Origin of the sequence: Treponema sp. OMZ 857 (assembly GCF_024181085.1) — a bacterium.
Classification (GTDB): domain Bacteria; phylum Spirochaetota; class Spirochaetia; order Treponematales; family Treponemataceae; genus Treponema.
The window spans coordinates 1,501,745-1,521,918 of record NZ_CP051147.1 but is presented as its reverse complement, the minus strand read 5'-3'; the positions used below and the strand labels follow the sequence as shown (position 1 = coordinate 1,521,918).

Genomic DNA, 20,174 nt, shown 5'->3' with positions numbered 1-20,174 from the left:
TAATCTACTATATAAATGAGGTTATGTCTAGAATGATGTCAAATTGCTCAAGGCAAACATATCCGATACTTTACGCCGGCAGCGGCTCGATCTTTTCTTTGTAAATGCGGTGCATAAAAAAGATACACGCGATGATGGAGACAACTTCGGCTATGAGATACGACCACCAGATAGCATTGACATCGCCGGACAGCGAAAGCAAATATGCCGCCGGAAGCAGCGCGACAATTTGACGCACAAAGGTCGCAATCATGCTGTAAACTGCATTCCCGAATGCTTGAAACACCGAAGAAAAGGTGATGCCGAGCGCCGCTCCGAGAAAGCTGCATGCGATGATGCGGATTGCAGGAACACCGATCGCGAGCATCGCGGGGGATGCATCGAACAGCCCCAAAAGCTGTGCAGGGAACAATTCAAAAAGCACCAGCCCGAATAGCATAACCCCCATCGCAAGCAAAAGACCGTTCCGTATCGTCGCTGTAATCCGCTTTCTGTTCCGTGCCCCGTAATTGTACGCAATAATGGGCACCATACCGTTATTCAATCCGAACACCGGCATAAAGATAAAGCTGTTCAGCTTAAAGTACACGCCGTACACCGCAATCGCAGTACTCGAAAAAGCGCTCAAGATGATATTGAGAAAGTAGGTGGTAATCGATGTTATCGAGCTGAGGAGAATAGAGGGCACACCGACCTTATAAATTTCCGCAACGATGCGCGGTTCGGGAAGCAGGTTTTTAAGCTTAAACTGAATTTCACGGTTTTTTGTTACGTTAAAGAAAACCGAGACACAAAGGCCGAGAATCTGCCCCAATACGGTTGCGAGTGCCGCGCCCCGAATACCCATTTTGGGGAACGGCCCAATCCCGAATATCAACAGCGGGTCGAATATCACATTGAAAATCGCACCGGAAAGCTGTGAATACATTGTATACAGCGTAAGTCCCGTCGATTGGAGCAGCCGGTCGAACGTAATACCGAAAAAGAGTGCGAACGACCATCGAAGCACAATATCCAAATACTCTTCTCCGTAGGTAACAATTCCGGCGTCTACTCCCTGCGAGGCAAGGTAGGGGCGTACCAGTACAATCCCTGCGATAAAAAAGACGATAAAATTACAGGCCGCCAGAAAAACGGCGTTCATTGCGGTTTTATTGACATCCTCTTGATTCCGCTGACCGAGCCGTTTGGACAGTAGGGCATTAACGCCGACACCCGTCCCTACGGCAAAGGAAATCATCAGGTTTTGGATGGGAAAGGCAAGCGATACGGCTGTCAACGCATCCTCGTTGATTTTTGCCACAAAGATACTGTCGACGATATTGTACAACGCCATAATGAACATCGAAAACATCATCGGCAACGACATATTGAGGATGAGCTTCATAATCGGCATAACGCCCATCTTGTTTTCAGCCGGGCCGACAGGTCTTGCCTTTACTTCTTCCATTGATATCCCTTACAAAATAGACCTGTTCCGAAACGGAAGTTTCCGAACAGGTTTAATCTATTAAAAACGGTTTTTGTTCAGCATTTTGTTAATCAAGCAGGGCATCCAAGTCTGCACAGATCTTCTTTTTGTCCAGTTTTTGTCCGATAATGCAGAGCTTAATCATCCGGTCGCCGACTTTTTCGTCCCATTCTTCTCGCATCCGAGGTTCTCGGGCAAGTACTTTTTCCTGCTCGCGCTTAGAGGCAGTTGCGAGCCATCTGCCGGAAGCCCCCGCTTGAATTTGCCGTCCCGAAGTTTCAAAGACGTAGGCCATATCCTGTTCATCGCTGAACCAGACGACGCCCTTGGAGCGGATAATATTACGCGGCCATACCCCAGCGTATTTTTCAAGCTTTTCCCTGCTGAACGGGCGGCGGCGGTAGTACACAAAAGAGCCGATACCGTACTCATCCTCATCCGCGCCTTCATGTTTATGTTCGTGATGATGATGGTGGTGATGCCCGTGTCCGTGTCCTCCATGCTCATCATGTCCGTGATGACCATGTTCGTGCTCGTCATCGTGGTGATCGTGTTCGTCATGGTCGCAGTGTTCATGCTCGTCATGGTGATCGTGATCGCAGTGCTCATGGTCGCACTCTTCATCATCGTCATATTCTTCCGCACGTTTTTCCAACTCGGCAACCCATCCCGCACTTTCAAAGACTTTTTCAAAGTCGAACCGCTTTGTCGCAAGCAAATCCTCGAGCGGTACCTGACACCGTGTCGTCTCGATCACCTTAACATGGGGCTGGAGCTTAGTGACAACCGCCCTCACCTTTTTCATCTGATCTTCCGTTACCAAATCTTTTTTATTGATAATGAGCGTAGAACAAAACTCAATCTGCTGGACGAGGAGCGATTCGATATCTTCTTCTCCCATATTCTTTTTTAATAGCTGATCCCCGTCGGAAAACTCATCCACCAGCCGCTTCGCATCGACAACGCTGACGACATTATCCAAGTAACCGTTTTCGATCGTTTCAATAGCCTGCGCAATCGGCATCGGCTCGCATACGCCGCTCGATTCAATCAGCAGATAGTCGTACTTTCCCGACGCAATGAGGTTTTCAATCTGCATCACAAGGTCGGTTTTAAGCGTACAGCAGATACAGCCGTTGGTAAGCGGCACAAGGCTGCTTTTATCCGTGATATTGGCGTCCTTCTCTATCAGACTGGCATCGACGTTGATTTCACCGATATCGTTGACAATGACTGCAACCTTGTAACCCTTTTGGTTTGCAAGAATCATATTCATCAATGTTGTTTTGCCCGCGCCTAAGTATCCGCAGAGCAAGGTAATCGGTACTAATGGTTTCTTCATATATTTCTCCTATAAAAAGTCAAGAAGAAAGTTTCAACTTTCGATTGACTTTTTACGCACATTCGCAATGAAATGAGAATGTGCAGTAGATATACAAGTTTGCAACGCAAACTTGAGTAGATACAAGCTGACGATATATTCGGCAGCTTGTATCGTACGGCTCCTGTCTAAAAACAATAAAGCATGAATATACTGTAAAACAGCATAAAATGGAAGGTGTAATTTTGCATACTGTAAACTTCGGCTGAAATATTGATGGGACAATTTTAGACGGTACCCCGCAGCGCATACGGGACACAACAAGGCTTGAAAAAATAATTTACAATCATGAATGATAAATTGCGGCATTGACTGAACAAGTCTTTTTATACTATACTGGAATATATGCTTTTACGCCTCTTTATGATAGCTTCTACTATGGGATTGGCTATTAAAAGGCTGTAAATGCTATTTCGGGGGTTAAACCCGATAAACAACTCCATCCCGTAGTAAATACGGGGCTAATGGCCATCAGGAGGGCACATGAGAAAGTATGAATTGATGACTGTCTTTCCCATTGAGGAAGCGCAGTTCAAGCCGGGCATTGAAGACGTCCGCTCCGTTTTGGGAGACTTCAGCGTCCAAATTGATTCCGAAGATCCGTTCGGAGACCGTGAATTAACGTATGAAATCAAAAAAAGAACAAAAGGCCGCTATGTATTGTTCAATATCCATGCCGAACCGGATAAGATTATCGAAATAGACCGCAAGTTTAAGCTCAATCAAAACCTTTTGACTTTTTTATTTATCAAAATTGATGAATAATTCAGGAGGACATTGATGGCAGATATAAACCACGTCGTACTTGTCGGCAGACTTACCCGTGATGCAGAATTAAAATACACCCAAGGAGGAGCTGCCGTATGCAGGTTTTCGATTGCAATTAATCGGCGGCGGAAAAACGGTGAAGAATGGGTTGAAGAAGCAAACTATTTCGACATCGTACTTTGGGGCAGACAGGGCGAAGCTCTTAATCAATACCTTGTAAAAGGAAAGCAGGTCGCTATTGACGGCGAACTTCGGCAAAACCGATGGGAACAGGACGGGCAAACCCGCAGTAAAGTAGAAATTATCGCGAATAATCTTCAGCTTTTAGGGGGCGGTTCCGGAAGCGGCCAGCAGATGAATAACGGCAATCGGGAGACATATCAGCGATCAAATGCGCCTTCGGCATACCAGGCTCGGCAAAATACACCGCCGTCTAATGACGGTTATGAAGCCGATTTTGATAATGCCAATTATGACAATATTCCATTTTAAGGAGAATCTAACATGGCAGATGAAATACTGAATACCGCTGAAGTAGATACAAATACACAGGAAAATCCCCGCGAAGGCGGTGGAGAAGAACGGCAAGGTAATAAAAAAGGAAAAATGTTTTTCCGTAAGAAAGTTTGCCGCTTTTGCGCACAGAAAGCAAAGATCGATTATAAAGATCCCGATTCTTTGCGACGCTTTATTACCGAACGCGGAAAGATTTTACCGCGCCGTATTACCGGAACCTGCGCAAAGCATCAGCGTAAGCTTGCACTCGAAATTAAGCGTGCGCGAGCACTTGCGTTACTCCCTTACGTTGTAGACTAAGAGTTGATACTTCTAAAAACACGGTTTTTAGAAGTATTTAAATTGTCTGCTGCCGGATTCCAACTCCTGGAATACCGGGCGGCTGTCTTTTTATCATTATGTACCGTTAGAACGGTACGCCTATAAGGAGCTTGAAATGAAAGTAATTTTAAATGAAGATGTCAAACACCTCGGAGAAGAGGGGGATATTAAGGACGTTGCTAAAGGGTATGCCCGTAACTATCTGTTTCCGCGGGATTTAGCAGTTCCCTGCAATTCTTTTACTCTTGCCCATTTTGAAAGCCGCAAGGAAGAAATAGAACAGCGGAAGGCTGTTAAGCGGCAAAATGCAGCCGGTTTAAAAGAGCAGCTTGAGGCACTGACTCTGACAATCGTTATGCCCGCAGGTCCCAATGGGAAGCTCTACGGTGCAGTTACCAACCAAACGGTTTCCGATGAGTTGCAGAAACTCGGATTCGAAATCGAACGGAAGCGCATTGAACTGCCCGGTCTTACCTTTAAAAGCGTGGGACATTATAACGCAACCCTTAAACTGTATGAAGCTGCAGTCGCAGTACTTCCTATCGTGGTAGAAGCTCAGCCTGAGGCTGAAAAAACGGTTGAAGCAAAACCGGAGAAACGCTCTCGCCGCCGTCAGGAAGAAGCGGAAGTTCAAACGGGAACAACGGAAGAAGTTCAAGCTGACGTAAAAGCTGAAGAACCCGCCGAGACACAAGAATAGCCGACTTCTCTTATATTTACTTATAGGAGAAAACGGTGTATCACCCTATTATAAAAGAGAAGTTCTGTCAGGGCTTCTCTTTTATTTTTTTGGGGATATGGGCATCTCTAAATTATATATAAAAATTATCGAGGAAAATAAAATGTCGGATATGATGAAACAACTGTCTTCATTAAAAGATAAAATACCGCCGAATAATACGGAGGCTGAAATAGCCATACTTGGAGCGATTTTGCTTGATTCGGATGCTATCGGGACGGTTTTACAGTATATCCGTGCAGAAAGTTTTTATACGATTGCTCACCAGAAAATCTTTCAGGCTGTTGTTGATCTTTACAATAAAGGACAGAATGTCGATATCCTTGTGATTAGTGAGCATCTAAGACAAGAAGGTCTTCTTGATTCCGTAGGGGGTACTGCTTATATTGCTTCGCTTACCGATGCTGTTCCCAGTACCGCAAATGTCACCTATTATGCCAAAATTGTTCTTGATGCAGCTATCCGTAGATCACTTCTACGAGTTTCTCATCAAATTTATGCTGATGTCTTTGACCAAACCGTTGCCTACTCTTCTGTACTGGAACAGGCACAGAAAAATATCTTCGATTTAACCGATGCTGGGCAATCGGCGACCTTCCATACTCCGAAAGATCTTATTCTTGAAGCTATTGAAATTATCGAAGCGCGTGCAAAACACCGTGATGAATTCTCCGGTATCCCTTCCGGTTTTGAATTTTTAGACAGTCTTACCAGCGGTTTTCAAAACTCGGAACTTATTATCATCGGGGCTCGTCCCTCAATCGGAAAAACAGCACTGGCGCTCACTATTGCCGACTATATTTCCGTAACAAAAAAAATACCGGTTGCATTCTTTTCACTTGAAATGTCCAATATGCAGCTGATACATCGTTTATTCTCTCTGGAATCACGAGTGTCTTCTTCAAAAATCCGTTCGGGGAATCTACAAACCGCTGATTTTCAAAAACTTCAAGATGCAGCGGGAAGACTCTATGATGCACCGCTCTATATTGTCGATATGCCCAATATGAAGCTGCTCGATTTACGGGCGATGGCTCGGCAGCTCTGTTTGCAGGAAGGGGTAAAGATTATCTTTATCGATTACCTCGGCTTAATTTCTTCGGAAAACAACCTCATCCCGCGTCATGAACGTTTTGCAGAAATTTCTCAATCGCTTAAAAGCCTCGCCCGCGAGCTCAACATTCCGGTCATAGCACTATCGCAGGTAGGCCGTGATGCTGAAGGGACAGCACCGACACTTGCCAATTTGCGGGAATCCGGTGCGATCGAACAGGATGCCGACGTTGTTATGTTTTTACACCGGGAAAAGCGCGAAAGTCCCGATACCGAACTGATTGTTGCAAAACAGCGTAACGGCCCGGTCGCGACCGTCAACCTTGAATTTATCAGTGAATGTACCCGTTTTGTCTCTAAAACACGAAATGAATAGTACTGCTGAAAACGACGCCTCTCAAATTAATACCTTATTCGTTTGAAATATTTATTGGAAGATATCCCTGCATAAGCTCAAGTCTTTTTGTAAAATATTTCTTTTCTTTTTCGTTGAGCGTATCGATCCACTCCTGCGTAAAGCGTTTGACCACCGGATATGCCGGTTCATTGTATTGGGTAATAAGCAGAGGTGATACCGAAAAGTCCGCCCTCCCCGCTTCGTTCCGCGTACACGTTAGCTGCAGCAGCACAGCATCACCGGTGTATTCACGATAGAATGCAGGGTCGTCATACCGTGTGTGCCAACGCTGCCCTGAAATAAAATTTCCCATCGAATACATACAAAAGATTTGACACTGTTCCGAAATAACAGCTTCTTGTAAAACGAGAGGCCGTTCGACCCTAATAGTCTCCCACGATTGCATTACATGAGGATGATGAGCCCAAACAATATCAATTCCCGCTTCGCCGAGCTGTTTAAACCACGCTTTTTTTGCTTCGGAGACAGTCCGTCCGTACTCAGGCTCATTGAGATGGAGCCCTAAGATAAATAAATCGCAAGGATATCTGTTGCGAGCTTCTTTAATAGCCGAAAGGAGTGCTTCCCTTCCCTGTTTTGTCGGTGCACTGTAATAAAGTCGATTCTTTGATGAATCATAAGAATTCAAAATCTCGGTAACAGAACAAAAGAGTATATTCCACCCTTTATAAAAGAACGGGGTTACTTGTATACGATCATTTTCAGAATCCTTTAAGCCGGAAAATATTAAGAATGGGGGAAGCATACCGGCGGTAAGCCGTTCCTTTTGCACTGTCCGCACCGCAGCAAGCGTTCCGTCAATACCGGTTCTGCCGTGATCGTTTGTATGGTTATTTGCAAAGCTCAGCACATCAAAACCCGCTTGAACAGCAGCGCGTAAATAAGACGTATGGACATTAAAATTAGGATACGTTGAAAGCGGGAGTGTGTCACAGACCGGTGTTTCAATATTTACAAAACTTAAATCATCATTATGTAGTATTTTTTCTACATCTTTGTATATTAAATCATACATACTCATATTGAAATTTACGTTATGAGCCATAAGATCACCGGCAAAGGTCATCACAAGAGACGGCGTATGAGAGGAATTCCGGGAAGAACAAGTGTTATTATTTGCTGAAAGTTCGGTATCGTTTTGACCGGTTTGACTATCATCGACTTGGAGAGAAGCTGCGATAACACAACATGAAAAAAGAATAGGAAATATGAAAGCGGCTAATCGGCGCATAATGAATTACTCCTAACCCCATTAGTATGCGGGGAATAGTAAAAATATTCAAGCTGCGAAACAACTGAATTTTTGCCTTGCCTTTTTAAATAAAATATGATAAATTGTACGCAAATGGATACAGTATCGCTTAATAACCTGGTATTTCCTAATGCTGAAAACGGATCCGTTGAGCTTGATGCTTCAACGCTAGCCGGATTAAAAAAGATGCCTGTCGATATATTTGATAACGTATATGTCGGTGATGTGAAACCTCATGCGCTTATCCTTTGTGTCGATGTACGCGGATTCAGCAATTTCCTTTGTTCACATGACGAAAAGGCCGTGTTTTCGCTCATTACCTCGTTTACTTCAAACTTTTTATCTTGTGTAAACCAATTCGGATACGGATGTTCATACTATAAGCTCCTGGGAGACGGTGCTTTAGTTATCTGGGATGAAACAACTCCGACGACATTAGGCGAAGCGATTATGGTGTTTCAAACCTATACCGAATTCCTCGGTGAGGAGCTTTTCAGCCCCTATCCCGAATTGGGACTTGGCGGTGCTTTAGTGATGGAAAAGGTATATAAGTATGAAATTTCTGCGGAAGCATCTGCCTTAAAATATCGCGACTATGTCGGTTACGGCATCAACCTTGCGTGCCGATTACAAGGACTTGCTCGAAAGTCGGAATTGATTATCAATAAAAACCTTGCAAATCTGAATGCACTTACAACAGTCATTAAGGATGCCCCTGCATTGGTGGAAGAAGCAAAACGCTTGAAAGGTGTGTTCGCTGAAGATAAGCAGCCTCTGTATTTTTATGCAGGTGTAAATCCGGCAAATACCTTTGGGTTATAGTTCCCTCATTGTGCGGAAGTTTAACTAAAATTCCGCACAGTTTGCTGACAATTCTCTAGGCAAAAGCAATTTGTTCGCTCAGTGTTTCCAAGGCTGCTTGAGGTGTACCGTTAAAAATATCGACTGATTGCATGGCTGTGTGAATAAACTGAGAAACGGCAGCATAGCGTTCTGATTCGTACGGTGTACATACGCCGGTGTGAATACTCTCCTGTAAAAAAACAATAATCGCTTCTAAAAAAAGAATATATATTCGTCTCGGTTTGCAATTATTCAGTAGCTTCAGTACAGCCGTAATCGACGGTTCATAGGTTGACGGATGTTCGGTTCGATAAGCCGTAAGTTTTTGAATAAGAACTGTGAATTGTTTTTTTTGCTGCTCTCCCCTATTTAAGCAATACTCCCAAAAGACCGTGGCAGCTTCCCGAAAATATTCGGGAGCAACCGGCAAAAAACTCTGTAAGTACGAAACAATGCGGATTGGCTGCGATGGAGATACAGCCGTACAAAAATGATGATCGCGGAATACCCGCTCGACCACCGCCTGTTGATGTTCCGTATCCCGTTCGATGAACAGATAAGTACGTACACGGGATAAAATAGTCGGAATAACGGCAGCTCGGCGCGTCGTGGTTAAAATAAAAACAGTATATTCGGGAGGCTCTTCCAATATTTTTAAAAATGCGTTTCGGGCAGATTCTTGCATTTTATCAGCATTTTCAATAATCAGTACCTTTTTTTTTCCGACGGGCATTAATCGCACCCATGCGGACGCTTTCCGTACTTGATTGACGGGGAGCGTGTCATACATACAATCTTCTTGTAGCTTTTGGCAAAGATCGGTGATTTTTTCAGTCTGCTTTTCCAGTTTTTTTGCTTCTTCTTCCGATATGGTTTCCATATTACCATATTGACCGATAAGATCTGATAGTGCTTCCTCTATATCAGTAAGAATCGGCGCGGCTTTTACAAAACGGGATTCATCCGTATCCCACAGCCGGGAATCAAATCGGGAGGTAAGCTTACGTACGGCGCGAACAAAAAGGTACCGCGCTGCCATAGTCTTTGCAGTACAGAGTGTATGAGCCGCCGCCTTTGTTTCAAGCACGGTATCCCGTGTTCCAAGGATTAAAAGATCGCTTGCCGATAAGTCTTTATGCCGTTTGCAGGATTCACATGTGCATGTCCAACTGCCGTCTGTAGCACATGAAAGAATGCGTGCCGTTTCCAATGCGGCGGTGAGTTTACCGCTTGATTCCGGCCCGGCAAAGATCAATGCCGGAGGTACTTTTCTCTGCTCCAGCTCATCACTGAGCAATTGAATAACCGGCTGTCCGAGTACATTTTCAAACATATATGCCTCTCACCTTAGATACCGTTTCTGATTATTTGTAGGACATTATCGCTGTCTACGGGAAGCGGTACCAGCATTCGGACAATCATACTGTGGGCAATAAGCGCATCGATATTAAAAAACGGCTGCAGCTGCAGAAGAGCTACTAGAATAATAAGTACAATATATGCTTCAAATAAGCCCAAAAAGAAACCGAGTGCATGGTCAAGGCTGTTTAATATTTTATTATCGAACACTGCGGAGATCAGCATTTGCAGCAGTTTAACGGCAATAAACACGACGATAAATATCATAAAAAAAGCAATGAGCTTCATTGCCGTCGGGGAAAGTCCGCTCACCTTTGTGTGTAAAGAAAGCGGACGGTAAAACCAAAAGGCTACCGCAATTGCAAGTAAAAAAGCCGCCATTGAAAAAAACTCATCAATAAAACCCCGAACGGTAACTTTAATGATGACAATAATGCTGATAATCAATAATACCATATCAAGTATATTTATACTCATTCTTCCGTTATCCACTGTTGTAAAAGATGCGCAATTTTGACTGCGGGTTTTTCATCGGCAAGAGTAGCTGATGCTTGAGCCATCGCTTTTAACTCGTGAGGATTTTCTAAGAGCCGAGTTAATACGCTGCAAAGCACATCCGGCGTCGTATCTTTACCGGAGAGGGTAATTGCCGCCCCTTGTTCGGTAAAAAAATCCGCATTTTCAATTTGATCACCGCGGCTGCTGCCTTTTTCAAGCGGCAATAAAAGCATCGGTTTTCCTGCCGCCGCAGCTTCCCAGATGGTATTGGCACCTGCGCGCGACATCACAAGATCGGAGGCAGCAAGGACATCCGGTATTTGCTCAACGATAAAAGGAAACGGTTTATATTGACCGCTCAAATCAGGCCGTTCTTCCTTTAACCGTTTTTTAATCCGTTCTCCTTGGGCACGGTGCTGAGCTCCGGTTTGGTGCACAACAAAAAAAGACTCGGCAAGAAAGAGGATTGTTTGCTCTACCAGTACATTGATCTGAAGTGCGCCGAGGCTCCCCCCCTGTACAAACAGAATCGGCTTATTTCCGGTATATTGAATAAATGCTTTTCCTGCATCCGCATTGGCCTCATAAAAACGCATTCTTACGGGATTTCCCGTAACGGTAATTTTACGCTGCACTGCATTTGGAAAAAAACTTGCCGTTTTTGTGTATGAAACAAAAATTTGAGCGGCAAATCGGGTATTTATTTTTGTAGCAAGTCCGGGAGAAAAATCACATTCATGCGTAATAACCGGAATCTTGAGGCACCGCGCTGCAGCACACGGCGGTACCGATACAAAGCCCCCCTTAGAAAACACGAAGCGAGGCTTCAGTCTTAAAAGTATAATCAATGAGGCAAAAAAGCCTCCGATAATTTTAAACACATCGATGAGGTTTTCAAGGCTGAAATATCGTCGGAGCTTTCCTGCCGGTATTCCGTAAAACGGGATATCCGCACTACACACATAGGATCGATCGGTACCGTTATTGGATCCTATCCAGACAATCGGTATCCCTGTTTCTTTTTTAAACACTTCTGCAACGGCAATACCGGGGAATATATGCCCTCCGGTACCGCCGCCGGTAAATATAACACAGCTCATAACTCGGCAAGTATACCAGAAAAAAGACCGTCATACAATGCGCCGGATATTCCCAAAGCGATTTTAATATACTACAATAGAGAACTTGATTATGGCACAGATTATAGACGGCAAAAAATTAGCCGAAGCATTGACCGAAGCGGTAACACAAGAAAACGCCGCATATTGTAAAGAGCACCCGCAGCCCTGCCTCGCGATTGTATCATCGGGGAGCGATCCCGCCTCACAGGTTTACATTAAAACAAAGGTGCGGGCATTGGAGAAAGCGGGAATGCAGAGCAGGATTATTCCGTATTCCGAAACAATCAGCGAACAGGAGTTAACAGCGTGTGTACAAACCCTGAATACCGACGATACCGTTGACGGCATTTTGATTCAGCTGCCCCTTCCCTACCCGCTGGACAGCAGGCGGATACTGGCGCCGCTCGATCCGGCCAAAGACGTCGACGGCTTTACACCTGAAAATTTGGGACGATTGCTTACCGGCAGCTCAGGCTTTATTCCCTGTACACCGCAGGGAATTATGTATGCGCTGCAGAAATATGGTATACCGCTCAGCGGCGCTCATGCGGTTATTGTCGGGCGCTCTGCGATTGTCGGGAAACCACTTGCCGCTCTGCTCACTGCGGCGGATGCAACCGTTACACTCTGCCACAGTAAAACGAAAGACCTTGCCGCACTGACACGGCAGGCTGATATTTTGATTGCGGCTGCGGGACATCCGACGCTTATTACGGGCAGCATGATAAAAAAAGGCGCCGCAGTTATCGATGTGGGAATTAACCGCGTCCCCGATCCTACTGCACCCAAAGGCAGCAGGCTGACCGGCGATGTTGACTTTGAAAGTGCCGCTGAACAAGCCGGCTGGATTACCCCGGTTCCCGGCGGTGTCGGTCCGTTAACCGTAGCAATGGTGTTGCGGAATACCCTACGTGCCGCGCAGCTCCGGCACGGCTGCTTGCCGGAAATGGAAACCGGAGCAGGGCTTAACACAGGCCTCGCCTGATGCTAGTTCTCAGCCGCAGCCGGGAGCAAACCGCTCGACACGAACACTCTGTAGCGCCGAATGCAGGAGTAACGGATAGAGCAGCTGCTTTACCGGACATATTGGTATCTATCCCCGAAGCAGCGACGCCCATAGCTGCCGTTGTCGCAGAAATAACTGTAAAAAAATCGGTGTTCCGCGCCGAGGTGTTTTATACGGACAATGCGCAGGAAGCTAAAGAGACGGTAAAGCGGCAAAAAGACCAATACCGCGATGCTCGGCACGTGGTACACGCCTTTGTTATCGGCGAAAGCGGCGCGGTACTCGGTTGCAGCGATGACGGAGAGCCGGCAGGCACGGCGGGACAGCCTGTTCTAGCCGTCTTAAAAGAAAGCGGAATTACCAATATTCTTGTAACCGTTACTCGCTGGTTCGGCGGTACTCTATTGGGAACAGGCGGCTTAGTCAAAGCCTATTCTACGGCGGCAAAAGAGGCGCTCGCTAAAGTACACACGGAGCCGCTTATTCAAAAAGCGGAGTTCACCTGCGAATGCAGCTACGAGAATCATAACCCGCTGCTCCGCGCTGCCGCACACCTGCCGATCAGCTTTGCACAAACGGAATTTGCACAAACCGTCCGGCTGAGCGGCTCAATTCCGCTTGAATATTGCAATGAGCTTGCTCAGCTTATTACGGAAATCACCAAGGGCACTTCTTCGGTGCAATTTTCAGAATAGAGCATCTCTAAAAGCTAACCGAGTTTTTAGAGGTGCCCATATATTTCCAAAGGAGAAAACGATGTTTAATAGCATCAGCGGAACACTGACCGGTAAAACGGCGGAGTCCATCTACATAGAAACACACGGCATTGAATGGGAAGTTTTTGTGTCCGCCCTGAGTGCAGACCGATTCGGAGCTGCGGGGAGCACGGTACGGGTCTATACATGGCTCTATCATCGGGAAGATCAGATGAGGCTTTTCGGCTTTTTAACACCGGCAGAGCGGAGTCTTTTTTTGGACTTAACAAAGGTTGACGGGATTGGACCGAAGCAGGCGTTGAAAATTCTTTCCGGTCTTGACAGCGCAGCGCTGGAAGCGGCTCTTGAGGCAGGGGATGTTACACGGCTGCAAAGCATCCCCGGTATCGGCAAGAAAACAGCACAAAAGATGGTGCTTGCTCTGAAAGGACAACTCACCGGATTACACGACACGGGACGGGCGGAAACCGCAAAAAAATCGGAGTTTGAGGATATCATCACGGCTCTTATCAATATGGGATACGATCGAAAGCGTGCTACAGAAACGGTAGAATCGGTTGCGCAATCCATGCGTGCGAAAGGTATTGATCCTGCTGCAAAAGAAGAAGAGTTATTCCGTACTGCGATTGTCAATTTAAGTTCAACGTAGATAGTGAACTCAACGGAGAAATAGAGAAACCGTGAAAAAATTCCGGAAGGAGATTATATGTCTGATAAAAAAGAGTCTTTGATAGGCGGTGTAGTTGTAAAAACTTTGACATACAAAGAACAAGCTTATGAACTTATAAAAGATGCTGTTTTATTTAACCGGTTTAGAGTCGGAGCCATATACTCGCAAGATGAAATATGCGAAGAGCTCGGTATCAGCAGAACGCCTGTGCGGGAAGCCTTGTTAGAATTACAAAAAGAAGGCTATGTTGCTTTTGCACGGGGGAGAGGCGTAAAAGTTGTTCCGGTTACCGATGAAATCGCCAAAGATATTTTAGAGATACGGCTATTAACGGAACAGAATAATGCATATCTCGCAGCAGCACGGGCAAATGATCAGAGTGTAAAAGATATTTTTGACTGCTTACAAAATCTTGAAGATCAACTGGAAACAAGAGACGGAATAAAGCTCTATCGATTGGATCACAAATTTCACAGAGCAATAGCAAAAGCAACAAATAATAAATGGCTTTATCGGGAAACGGAATTGATCTTGGATAACTATCTCCGCTTTGAAAATAAATCCGTGTACAATAATTCGATCGATGCGCAAACCGTATTTAATGAACATCTTGCTATTGCAGAGGCAATTAAAAAGAACGATCCCGATAAAGCAAAACGAATGATCAGAAAACATTTGATCAATTCATATAAAAGAACGTTAAATAAAATATTTCATGATCAAGACATCCTATAGAGCATCTCTAAAAACTCAGTATAGCTTTTAGAGATGCCAAATTATTTTTAATAGGTATATTTCTCCGTTACCGAAGACTTCTCAATCATATTCCGGTATAGCGCCGATTTTTGTAACAGCTCTGCGTGCGTACCTTCTGCATCAACTTTGCCCTGATTCATTACGATGATTTTATCGGCGTTCTCAATTGACTTTAAGCGGTGCGAAATGATAATCACCGTTTTGCCTTTTATGAGTGTGTTGAGGCTTTCCTGTATTTTCATTTCGTTTTCCACATCGAGTGAGGCGCTGATTTCGTCAAGGATGATAATCGGCGCATTTTTCAAAAGGGCGCGCGCAATGGAAAGACGCTGGCGCTCTCCACCGGAAAGCCTGCTGCCGTTTTCACCGATGACCGTGTTGTAGCCGTCCGGCAGCGCTTCGATAAACTCGGCGCAGTTGGCAAGCCGGGCAGCTTCTTTTACCTCATCATCGCTTGCGTTTTTATTTCCGACCCGGATATTTTCCATAATCGAGGTATTAAAAAGCCCGACATCCTGAAAGACAATCGAAATTTTATCGAAAAGGCTGTCGGTATCAATCGTTGCAATGTCTTTGCCGTCAATGAGAATTTGTCCCTTGCCGTAATCATAGAGACGGGACGCAAGCCGGAGTACGGTTGTTTTTCCGCACCCGGAAGGACCGACAAGCGCGGTAACTTTATTTTGTTCCGCCGTAAACGAAATACCGTCGATAATCTTTTGTCCGTCGTTATACGAAAACTCAACATCTTTAAATTGAATACCGTAATGCTGCAACGAAGCAGGTTCTCCTTCCTGCGTTTTTGTTTCGCGCAACTCGTTTATGCGCTTAACCCGTGCATCGATATACATCATCTCTGCAAGGTTTGCTTCAACACCTGCAACCGCATCCACAACACGGGAAGCTGCAATAATATAGCCGATAAGATACAAAAACGGTGCCGTGCCTGCCAGATACATTTTTAGTCCGAAAAATACGGTAACGCCGATAGAAAACTTTAAAAACAGCAGTGCAATGTTGAGAGGGATCGCTTGATGCGCTTCCACAACTAAGTGCAGTTTTTCTGCTTCATCAACATTGCGGTTCAATTTTTCCGTTGTGTCTTCTGTAAGACCGTAGCTTTTAATTTCCTGTTGCAGTTCTATCGCTTCTTGAAAAAATTCCGTGCGTTCACGCTGTTTATGAAAGTCCCGCGTTGTTTCCCGTATTTGAATTTTTTTCGACAGGATTAAGAGAATAAAACTGATAATAATCGGAACAAATACGCATAAGCCTAATCCCGGATGAGCGGTAATCATCACTGCACCGATTATAATCAAATAGAATACCAGACCGATTGTTTGCGGAATTGCGTGGCTAAGCGCATGTTCGATTGTAGCGACATCGGTCATCACCGCTTGCGATAAGTCGGAAACATCGTGTTTGGAAAAATACGCAAGCGGCAACGCCTTGAGCCGGTCTGCAATATTCACACGAAGTTCTTTACATTCTTTAAATGTCGCGGTGTAGAGCGTATTGTAATTGATATGCACAAGCACATACATCACAATCGCAAGGGCGGCAATAATACCGATGTAAAATCCCGCCGACTGCATCGTTCCGTCAAAATAGCTTTGCAAAAAGAACATCATTAAAAACATCGGTAAAATAAATGCAACATCCGCAAGCATCGACCATACCGATGCCGTAACAATCCCTTTTGCCCCCGATTCGGTTACCCCGAACCATTTTTGTAATTTAGTCATTGTTATACTCTCCATTCATTCGCTTTAGAATATAACTTCTGCAATCGGCTGTATTTTCCGCCCTTCTGCATCAGTTCCGCATCGCTGCCGCGTTCAGCGATATTTCCGTCTTCGACAACCAAAATCTCATCGACATTTTTAATCGAGCTTAACCGGTGCGCAATCATAATAACCGTTTTGTTTTTCATCAAATTGGAAAACGCCTGCTGAATTTCGTATTCATTTTCAGGGTCGGCAGCGGCGGATGCCTCATCCAAAATAATGATATCCGCATTTTTCAAAATTGCGCGGGCAATCGCAACACGCTGAATTTCTCCGCCGGATAAGTGTACACCCTTTGAACCGATAACTGTTTTTTCACGTTCGGGGAATTTTGCTAAAATATCTTCGCAGCGAGCAAGCCGAAGCGCATTCATCACCTCTTCACCGCTTGCATTTTTATTCCCCATTTTGACATTTTCAAAAATACTTGTTTTAAAGAGCTTCGAGGTTTGAAACACAAAGGCGATACTGCGCATCAGCGCATTCCGTGAATATGACGAAATATTTTTTCCGCCGATCAGAATTTCACCTGAATTTATTTTATAAAAACCAGAGATCAATTTTGCTATTGTACTTTTTCCTCCGCCCGATGAGCCGACCAGTGCGTATGTTTTATTCGGTTCCAAGGTAAAACTGACATCATTTAAAATCTTTTCTTCCGTGTAACCGAACGATACGTTTTTAAATTCGATCCCGAAGTTCTCAAAAGTTTCTTCCGTACCGTGTTCAAGGTTATCCTTTTCCATGTCTGCAAAAAGAGTTTCGAGTTTATCTACAACGCTTTTTGCCTGAAAGTTATACATACCGACATACATCACGCGCATAAATGCCGAAAAAAGCACACCGGCGATACAGACAAAAAAGACGAGTTTTGCAATGATGAGGTTAGCGTCCGCCCCCTTGTTCATAAAATAAATAGCAGCAGGAATGGTGAATACCGCAAACAGGTTAAACAGTACTTGAAACATCACATACGGCGTACGGCAGCTGAGTGTGTACTTATATGCTAAATCGGAATAGCCGGTAATCGCTTCGTAAAACGCTTTAAAAGATTCAACCGTGCTTCTAAAGATTTTTACAATTTGCATACCGCGGACATATTCAACTGCTTCGGCATTCATCCGTTCCAACGCCGCTTGATACTTCCGCATAAAATCTTTATTGCCCATCATAAACATCATCTGCGCACCGCCGATAAGCGCAACGGCAAGCAACAAAAGACCGAGTTTTACATCAACTGCAAATACAATGATAAACATAAAAATCGGTGTAAACAATGCGGAAATATTATCGGGAATTAAATGCGCAACAAGCATGTGCGTCTCTTGTGCATTGTCGTCAATGAGCTTCCGGATTTTTCCCGACGGGTTCATATCAAAAAAAGCAAACGATGCATTCATCAAATGGTTGATTGCTGTTTTGCGCAGATTCGATTCAAGCCTGAACCCAAGCACGTGCGACGCCCACAAAGCGCAGAAATATACAACCGAATAACCTGCCAACAGCGAAACAATCACCGTTGCGTACATCGACCCGTCCGTAACGTTTTTGGTAACCAAAAGCGCGTACAAAAACTTCCATAAAAACCAAAATGCACCCATCTGAGAAGCAACTCCCAGCGTAGCGCACACCACCGAAATATACGCACAGTGTATTTTCTCCGGCGTATATTTAAACAACCTTTTATATGTGTCCATATAAACTCCTTCTATGCTAATGCGTAATTTGTAATTATTTTGGGCGTTTCGGTTTCCGCATTCTGCGCAAACCGTCGGGCTTTACGGGGTTCCGCTAACGCTCCATTCCTTCGGAACAGCTGCGCTGCCCCTCCAATCCCTAACGCTTATTACCAATTACCAATTATGAATTCCCCATACCTCTTTAGCCTTTTACTTGTTCCATCCAATATTGTTTCCATCCGGCACAATGGTATATGTTAAAGTCGAGCACATATTCCACTGCTTCCGATTTTTTTAAATTATGATAAAAAATTTCTTTTAGATTTTCAAAGTGAGACGTTACCATGACATGAATAAAAAACTGTATGCGCCGCGACATTTTAACGCCGTCGAGTTTCAATAATCGAAAGGTGTCGTTTTCAGTTATATCGATTGCCTTATCGAAAATATGCGCGTAGGAACTTCCCTTCGAACAACAAACAATCAATTTCATTGCATCCCAATTATCATAAAAAAAATCTATCATTCGTAAAAACCGGCGTTGCGATAGTTCCGTAATTGAGGAAAGGTCGCTCGTTTTCATACCGAAGTTCTGCGATTCAAGAAGCTCGCTGTGTGACATTGTGTTCAATAATTCATCGAATACGCCGCTTACAAGAGCTTCGAATATACCATCCTTATTATTAAAAAGGTTATACAGCGCCCCCGTCGTTACACCTGCTTTTTCGGCGATGGTGCGCACATTGGTATCTGCAAAGCCATTAGTAAAAAACTCCTGTTTTGCAGCACGCAAAATCTTTGCCCGTGTGTTTAGCTCATCCTTATCGGCTAATATTTTTTCTGCATGGTTGTTCATATTTGTAATAACTCTTCTATTAATTAATAACAATGTTATTAAAATAAACTGATAATGTCAAGCATGGGTTACTTTTATAATGCAAAATAGGGAAATCACTATGTCTATAAAAAACTATTTTTTGTATAGACAAAAGGACGTCGATCCATTTTTCTACTGTAAAATGTTTATTTGTACGGAAAAGGGTAATATTTCGGCCTCTGTGCCATAATAACAATTACAACTACCTTATGGACTTTCGGCACGTTGTTTCTTTTCGTCAAATGGTCTATACTTTGCAGTCAGTTCGGCATACATCAGTATGCATAAGAATACTTTAAAATTTTGATAGGAGCATTCAGCTATGAGCAAAGGACTCAAAACAGGTCTTATCGTTCTCGGCATTATTGTGCTGATTATTTTTTCACTATACGGCTGTGTAACCCGTTCGTATAATTCGATGGTAGCGGCGGATGAAAACGTTAAAGCGGCATGGAGTCAGGTCGAAAACGTGTACCAGCGCCGTTTTGATTTAATCCCCAATCTTGTTAACACCGTAAAAGGCTATGCAAGCCATGAGGAAAAAGTCTTTACTGAAATTGCGGAAATGCGTTCCAAAGCGGGCGGCGTTATCAATGTTTCGGACGAAGTACTCAACAATCCCGAATCGTTTGAAAAGTTCCAAAAAGCACAGAGCGAGTTAGGCGGTGCACTGCAGCGGCTGCTTGCCGTTGCGGAAAATTACCCTGAATTGAAAGCAAATGAAAACTTCCGCGACTTGCAAAGTCAGCTTGAAGGAACCGAAAACCGTATTGCCGTAGAACGGAAGCGTTTTAATGAGGCGGTACAGACATATAATCTACAGATTAGGCGTTTCCCGCAAGCGTTTCTCGCCAATATGTTCGGCTTTAGAGAAAAGGCGTATTTTAAGGCTGACGAACAAGCTGCAACTGCGCCTAAAGTTGAATTTTAACTGATTATCGAT

General features: G+C 44.3%; 20 protein-coding genes. 11 read left to right on the top strand and 9 right to left on the bottom strand.

What is annotated here, in order from left to right:
- Window positions 1-70: 70 nt before the first annotated feature.
- Window positions 71-1,450, bottom strand: a complete 1,380-nt coding sequence (locus E4N66_RS06925) for an MATE family efflux transporter (protein ID WP_253727426.1) — start codon at window positions 1,448-1,450, stop codon at window positions 71-73.
- Window positions 1,451-1,538: 88 nt separating this feature from the next.
- Window positions 1,539-2,813: a CobW family GTP-binding protein gene (locus tag E4N66_RS06920; protein ID WP_253727425.1), complete on the bottom strand. Its 1,275-nt coding sequence runs from the start codon at window positions 2,811-2,813 to the stop codon at window positions 1,539-1,541.
- A 522-nt stretch (window positions 2,814-3,335) separates the two neighbouring features.
- On the opposite strand from E4N66_RS06920, the gene rpsF reads away from it, so the two are divergent.
- From rpsF to dnaB, 5 genes are all read left to right on the top strand, one after another.
- Window positions 3,336-3,617: a 30S ribosomal protein S6 gene (gene rpsF, locus E4N66_RS06915; protein ID WP_044016487.1), complete on the top strand. Its 282-nt coding sequence runs from the start codon at window positions 3,336-3,338 to the stop codon at window positions 3,615-3,617.
- 15 nt (window positions 3,618-3,632) lie between these two features.
- Entirely contained in the window at window positions 3,633-4,112 is a 480-nt protein-coding gene (ssb, locus tag E4N66_RS06910) for a single-stranded DNA-binding protein (RefSeq protein ID WP_253727424.1), read from the top strand.
- A gap of 12 nt (window positions 4,113-4,124) precedes the next feature.
- A complete protein-coding gene (gene rpsR, locus E4N66_RS06905) occupies window positions 4,125-4,436 on the top strand; it encodes a 30S ribosomal protein S18 (RefSeq protein ID WP_044016481.1) in 312 nt (103 codons plus the stop codon).
- Between the two features lie 136 nt (window positions 4,437-4,572).
- The gene (gene rplI, locus E4N66_RS06900) at window positions 4,573-5,157 is read left to right on the top strand and encodes a 50S ribosomal protein L9 (protein ID WP_253727423.1); all 585 of its coding nucleotides are present in this window, start codon (window positions 4,573-4,575) and stop codon (window positions 5,155-5,157) included.
- A 142-nt stretch (window positions 5,158-5,299) separates the two neighbouring features.
- Window positions 5,300-6,625 (top strand): replicative DNA helicase, encoded by a 1,326-nt coding sequence (gene dnaB / locus E4N66_RS06895; RefSeq protein ID WP_253727422.1) that lies wholly within the window; start codon window positions 5,300-5,302, stop codon window positions 6,623-6,625.
- Between the two features lie 34 nt (window positions 6,626-6,659).
- On the opposite strand, the gene E4N66_RS06890 is transcribed toward dnaB, so the two are convergent.
- Window positions 6,660-7,898 (bottom strand): CapA family protein, encoded by a 1,239-nt coding sequence (locus tag E4N66_RS06890; protein WP_253727421.1) that lies wholly within the window; start codon window positions 7,896-7,898, stop codon window positions 6,660-6,662.
- Between the two features lie 114 nt (window positions 7,899-8,012).
- Here E4N66_RS06890 and E4N66_RS06885 point away from each other — a divergent pair, with 114 nt between their 5' ends.
- Window positions 8,013-8,741 (top strand): adenylate/guanylate cyclase domain-containing protein, encoded by a 729-nt coding sequence (locus tag E4N66_RS06885; RefSeq protein ID WP_044016474.1) that lies wholly within the window; start codon window positions 8,013-8,015, stop codon window positions 8,739-8,741.
- Window positions 8,742-8,796: 55 nt separating this feature from the next.
- Here the strand turns inward: E4N66_RS06885 and E4N66_RS06880 are convergent, their stop codons facing one another.
- From E4N66_RS06880 to murG, 3 genes are read right to left on the bottom strand one after another with little or no spacing between them, the layout of a single operon-like run.
- Window positions 8,797-10,095: a hypothetical protein gene (locus E4N66_RS06880; RefSeq protein WP_253727420.1), complete on the bottom strand. Its 1,299-nt coding sequence runs from the start codon at window positions 10,093-10,095 to the stop codon at window positions 8,797-8,799.
- Between the two features lie 14 nt (window positions 10,096-10,109).
- Complete coding sequence (locus E4N66_RS06875) at window positions 10,110-10,598, bottom strand: CvpA family protein (RefSeq protein ID WP_253727419.1); 489 nt, start codon at window positions 10,596-10,598, stop codon at window positions 10,110-10,112.
- Window positions 10,595-11,719: an undecaprenyldiphospho-muramoylpentapeptide beta-N-acetylglucosaminyltransferase gene (gene murG / locus E4N66_RS06870; RefSeq protein ID WP_253727418.1), complete on the bottom strand. Its 1,125-nt coding sequence runs from the start codon at window positions 11,717-11,719 to the stop codon at window positions 10,595-10,597. The genes E4N66_RS06875 and murG overlap by 4 nt, the downstream gene beginning before the upstream one ends.
- A gap of 91 nt (window positions 11,720-11,810) precedes the next feature.
- Between murG and folD the strand changes: the two genes are divergently transcribed.
- The 4 genes from folD (at window position 11,811) to E4N66_RS06850 (ending at window position 14,867) form a co-directional block, all read left to right on the top strand.
- Entirely contained in the window at window positions 11,811-12,725 is a 915-nt protein-coding gene (gene folD, locus E4N66_RS06865) for a bifunctional methylenetetrahydrofolate dehydrogenase/methenyltetrahydrofolate cyclohydrolase FolD (RefSeq protein WP_253727417.1), read from the top strand.
- Window positions 12,725-13,441, top strand: a complete 717-nt coding sequence (locus tag E4N66_RS06860) for an IMPACT family protein (RefSeq protein ID WP_253727416.1) — start codon at window positions 12,725-12,727, stop codon at window positions 13,439-13,441. The genes folD and E4N66_RS06860 overlap by 1 nt, the downstream gene beginning before the upstream one ends.
- Before the next feature lie 61 nt (window positions 13,442-13,502).
- On the top strand, window positions 13,503-14,111 hold the full coding sequence (gene ruvA / locus E4N66_RS06855; protein WP_253727415.1) for a Holliday junction branch migration protein RuvA: 609 nt from the start codon (window positions 13,503-13,505) through the stop codon (window positions 14,109-14,111).
- Window positions 14,112-14,168: 57 nt separating this feature from the next.
- Window positions 14,169-14,867 (top strand): GntR family transcriptional regulator, encoded by a 699-nt coding sequence (locus E4N66_RS06850; RefSeq protein WP_253727414.1) that lies wholly within the window; start codon window positions 14,169-14,171, stop codon window positions 14,865-14,867.
- Window positions 14,868-14,914: 47 nt separating this feature from the next.
- Here E4N66_RS06850 and E4N66_RS06845 read toward each other — a convergent pair whose 3' ends face one another.
- From E4N66_RS06845 to E4N66_RS06835, 3 genes are all read right to left on the bottom strand, one after another.
- Entirely contained in the window at window positions 14,915-16,633 is a 1,719-nt protein-coding gene (locus E4N66_RS06845) for an ABC transporter ATP-binding protein (protein ID WP_253727413.1), read from the bottom strand.
- 2 nt (window positions 16,634-16,635) lie between these two features.
- Window positions 16,636-18,372 (bottom strand): ABC transporter ATP-binding protein, encoded by a 1,737-nt coding sequence (locus E4N66_RS06840; RefSeq protein WP_253727412.1) that lies wholly within the window; start codon window positions 18,370-18,372, stop codon window positions 16,636-16,638.
- A 184-nt stretch (window positions 18,373-18,556) separates the two neighbouring features.
- Window positions 18,557-19,210, bottom strand: a complete 654-nt coding sequence (locus E4N66_RS06835; protein ID WP_253727411.1) for a TetR/AcrR family transcriptional regulator — start codon at window positions 19,208-19,210, stop codon at window positions 18,557-18,559.
- Between the two features lie 343 nt (window positions 19,211-19,553).
- On the opposite strand from E4N66_RS06835, the gene E4N66_RS06830 reads away from it, so the two are divergent.
- Window positions 19,554-20,162 carry a LemA family protein gene (locus E4N66_RS06830; protein WP_253675225.1) on the top strand — a complete coding sequence of 203 codons (609 nt, stop codon included), beginning with the start codon at window positions 19,554-19,556 and terminating at the stop codon, window positions 20,160-20,162.
- The last annotated feature ends 12 nt before the right edge of the window (window positions 20,163-20,174 follow it).

Coding starts and splice junctions, on each gene's coding strand:
- E4N66_RS06845 (WP_253727413.1), bottom strand. CDS start 16,633: ATGACTAAATTACAAAAATGGTTCGGGGTAACCGAATCGGGGGCAAAA.
- dnaB (WP_253727422.1), top strand. CDS start 5,300: ATGTCGGATATGATGAAACAACTGTCTTCATTAAAAGATAAAATACCG.
- E4N66_RS06885 (WP_044016474.1), top strand. CDS start 8,013: ATGGATACAGTATCGCTTAATAACCTGGTATTTCCTAATGCTGAAAAC.
- rpsR (WP_044016481.1), top strand. CDS start 4,125: ATGGCAGATGAAATACTGAATACCGCTGAAGTAGATACAAATACACAG.
- ssb (WP_253727424.1), top strand. CDS start 3,633: ATGGCAGATATAAACCACGTCGTACTTGTCGGCAGACTTACCCGTGAT.
- rplI (WP_253727423.1), top strand. CDS start 4,573: ATGAAAGTAATTTTAAATGAAGATGTCAAACACCTCGGAGAAGAGGGG.
- E4N66_RS06920 (WP_253727425.1), bottom strand. CDS start 2,813: ATGAAGAAACCATTAGTACCGATTACCTTGCTCTGCGGATACTTAGGC.
- E4N66_RS06835 (WP_253727411.1), bottom strand. CDS start 19,210: ATGAACAACCATGCAGAAAAAATATTAGCCGATAAGGATGAGCTAAAC.
- E4N66_RS06875 (WP_253727419.1), bottom strand. CDS start 10,598: ATGAGTATAAATATACTTGATATGGTATTATTGATTATCAGCATTATT.
- E4N66_RS06860 (WP_253727416.1), top strand. CDS start 12,725: ATGCTAGTTCTCAGCCGCAGCCGGGAGCAAACCGCTCGACACGAACAC.
- E4N66_RS06850 (WP_253727414.1), top strand. CDS start 14,169: ATGTCTGATAAAAAAGAGTCTTTGATAGGCGGTGTAGTTGTAAAAACT.
- E4N66_RS06830 (WP_253675225.1), top strand. CDS start 19,554: ATGAGCAAAGGACTCAAAACAGGTCTTATCGTTCTCGGCATTATTGTG.
- E4N66_RS06925 (WP_253727426.1), bottom strand. CDS start 1,450: ATGGAAGAAGTAAAGGCAAGACCTGTCGGCCCGGCTGAAAACAAGATG.
- murG (WP_253727418.1), bottom strand. CDS start 11,719: ATGAGCTGTGTTATATTTACCGGCGGCGGTACCGGAGGGCATATATTC.
- E4N66_RS06890 (WP_253727421.1), bottom strand. CDS start 7,898: ATGCGCCGATTAGCCGCTTTCATATTTCCTATTCTTTTTTCATGTTGT.
- E4N66_RS06880 (WP_253727420.1), bottom strand. CDS start 10,095: ATGTTTGAAAATGTACTCGGACAGCCGGTTATTCAATTGCTCAGTGAT.
- E4N66_RS06840 (WP_253727412.1), bottom strand. CDS start 18,372: ATGGACACATATAAAAGGTTGTTTAAATATACGCCGGAGAAAATACAC.
- rpsF (WP_044016487.1), top strand. CDS start 3,336: ATGAGAAAGTATGAATTGATGACTGTCTTTCCCATTGAGGAAGCGCAG.
- ruvA (WP_253727415.1), top strand. CDS start 13,503: ATGTTTAATAGCATCAGCGGAACACTGACCGGTAAAACGGCGGAGTCC.
- folD (WP_253727417.1), top strand. CDS start 11,811: ATGGCACAGATTATAGACGGCAAAAAATTAGCCGAAGCATTGACCGAA.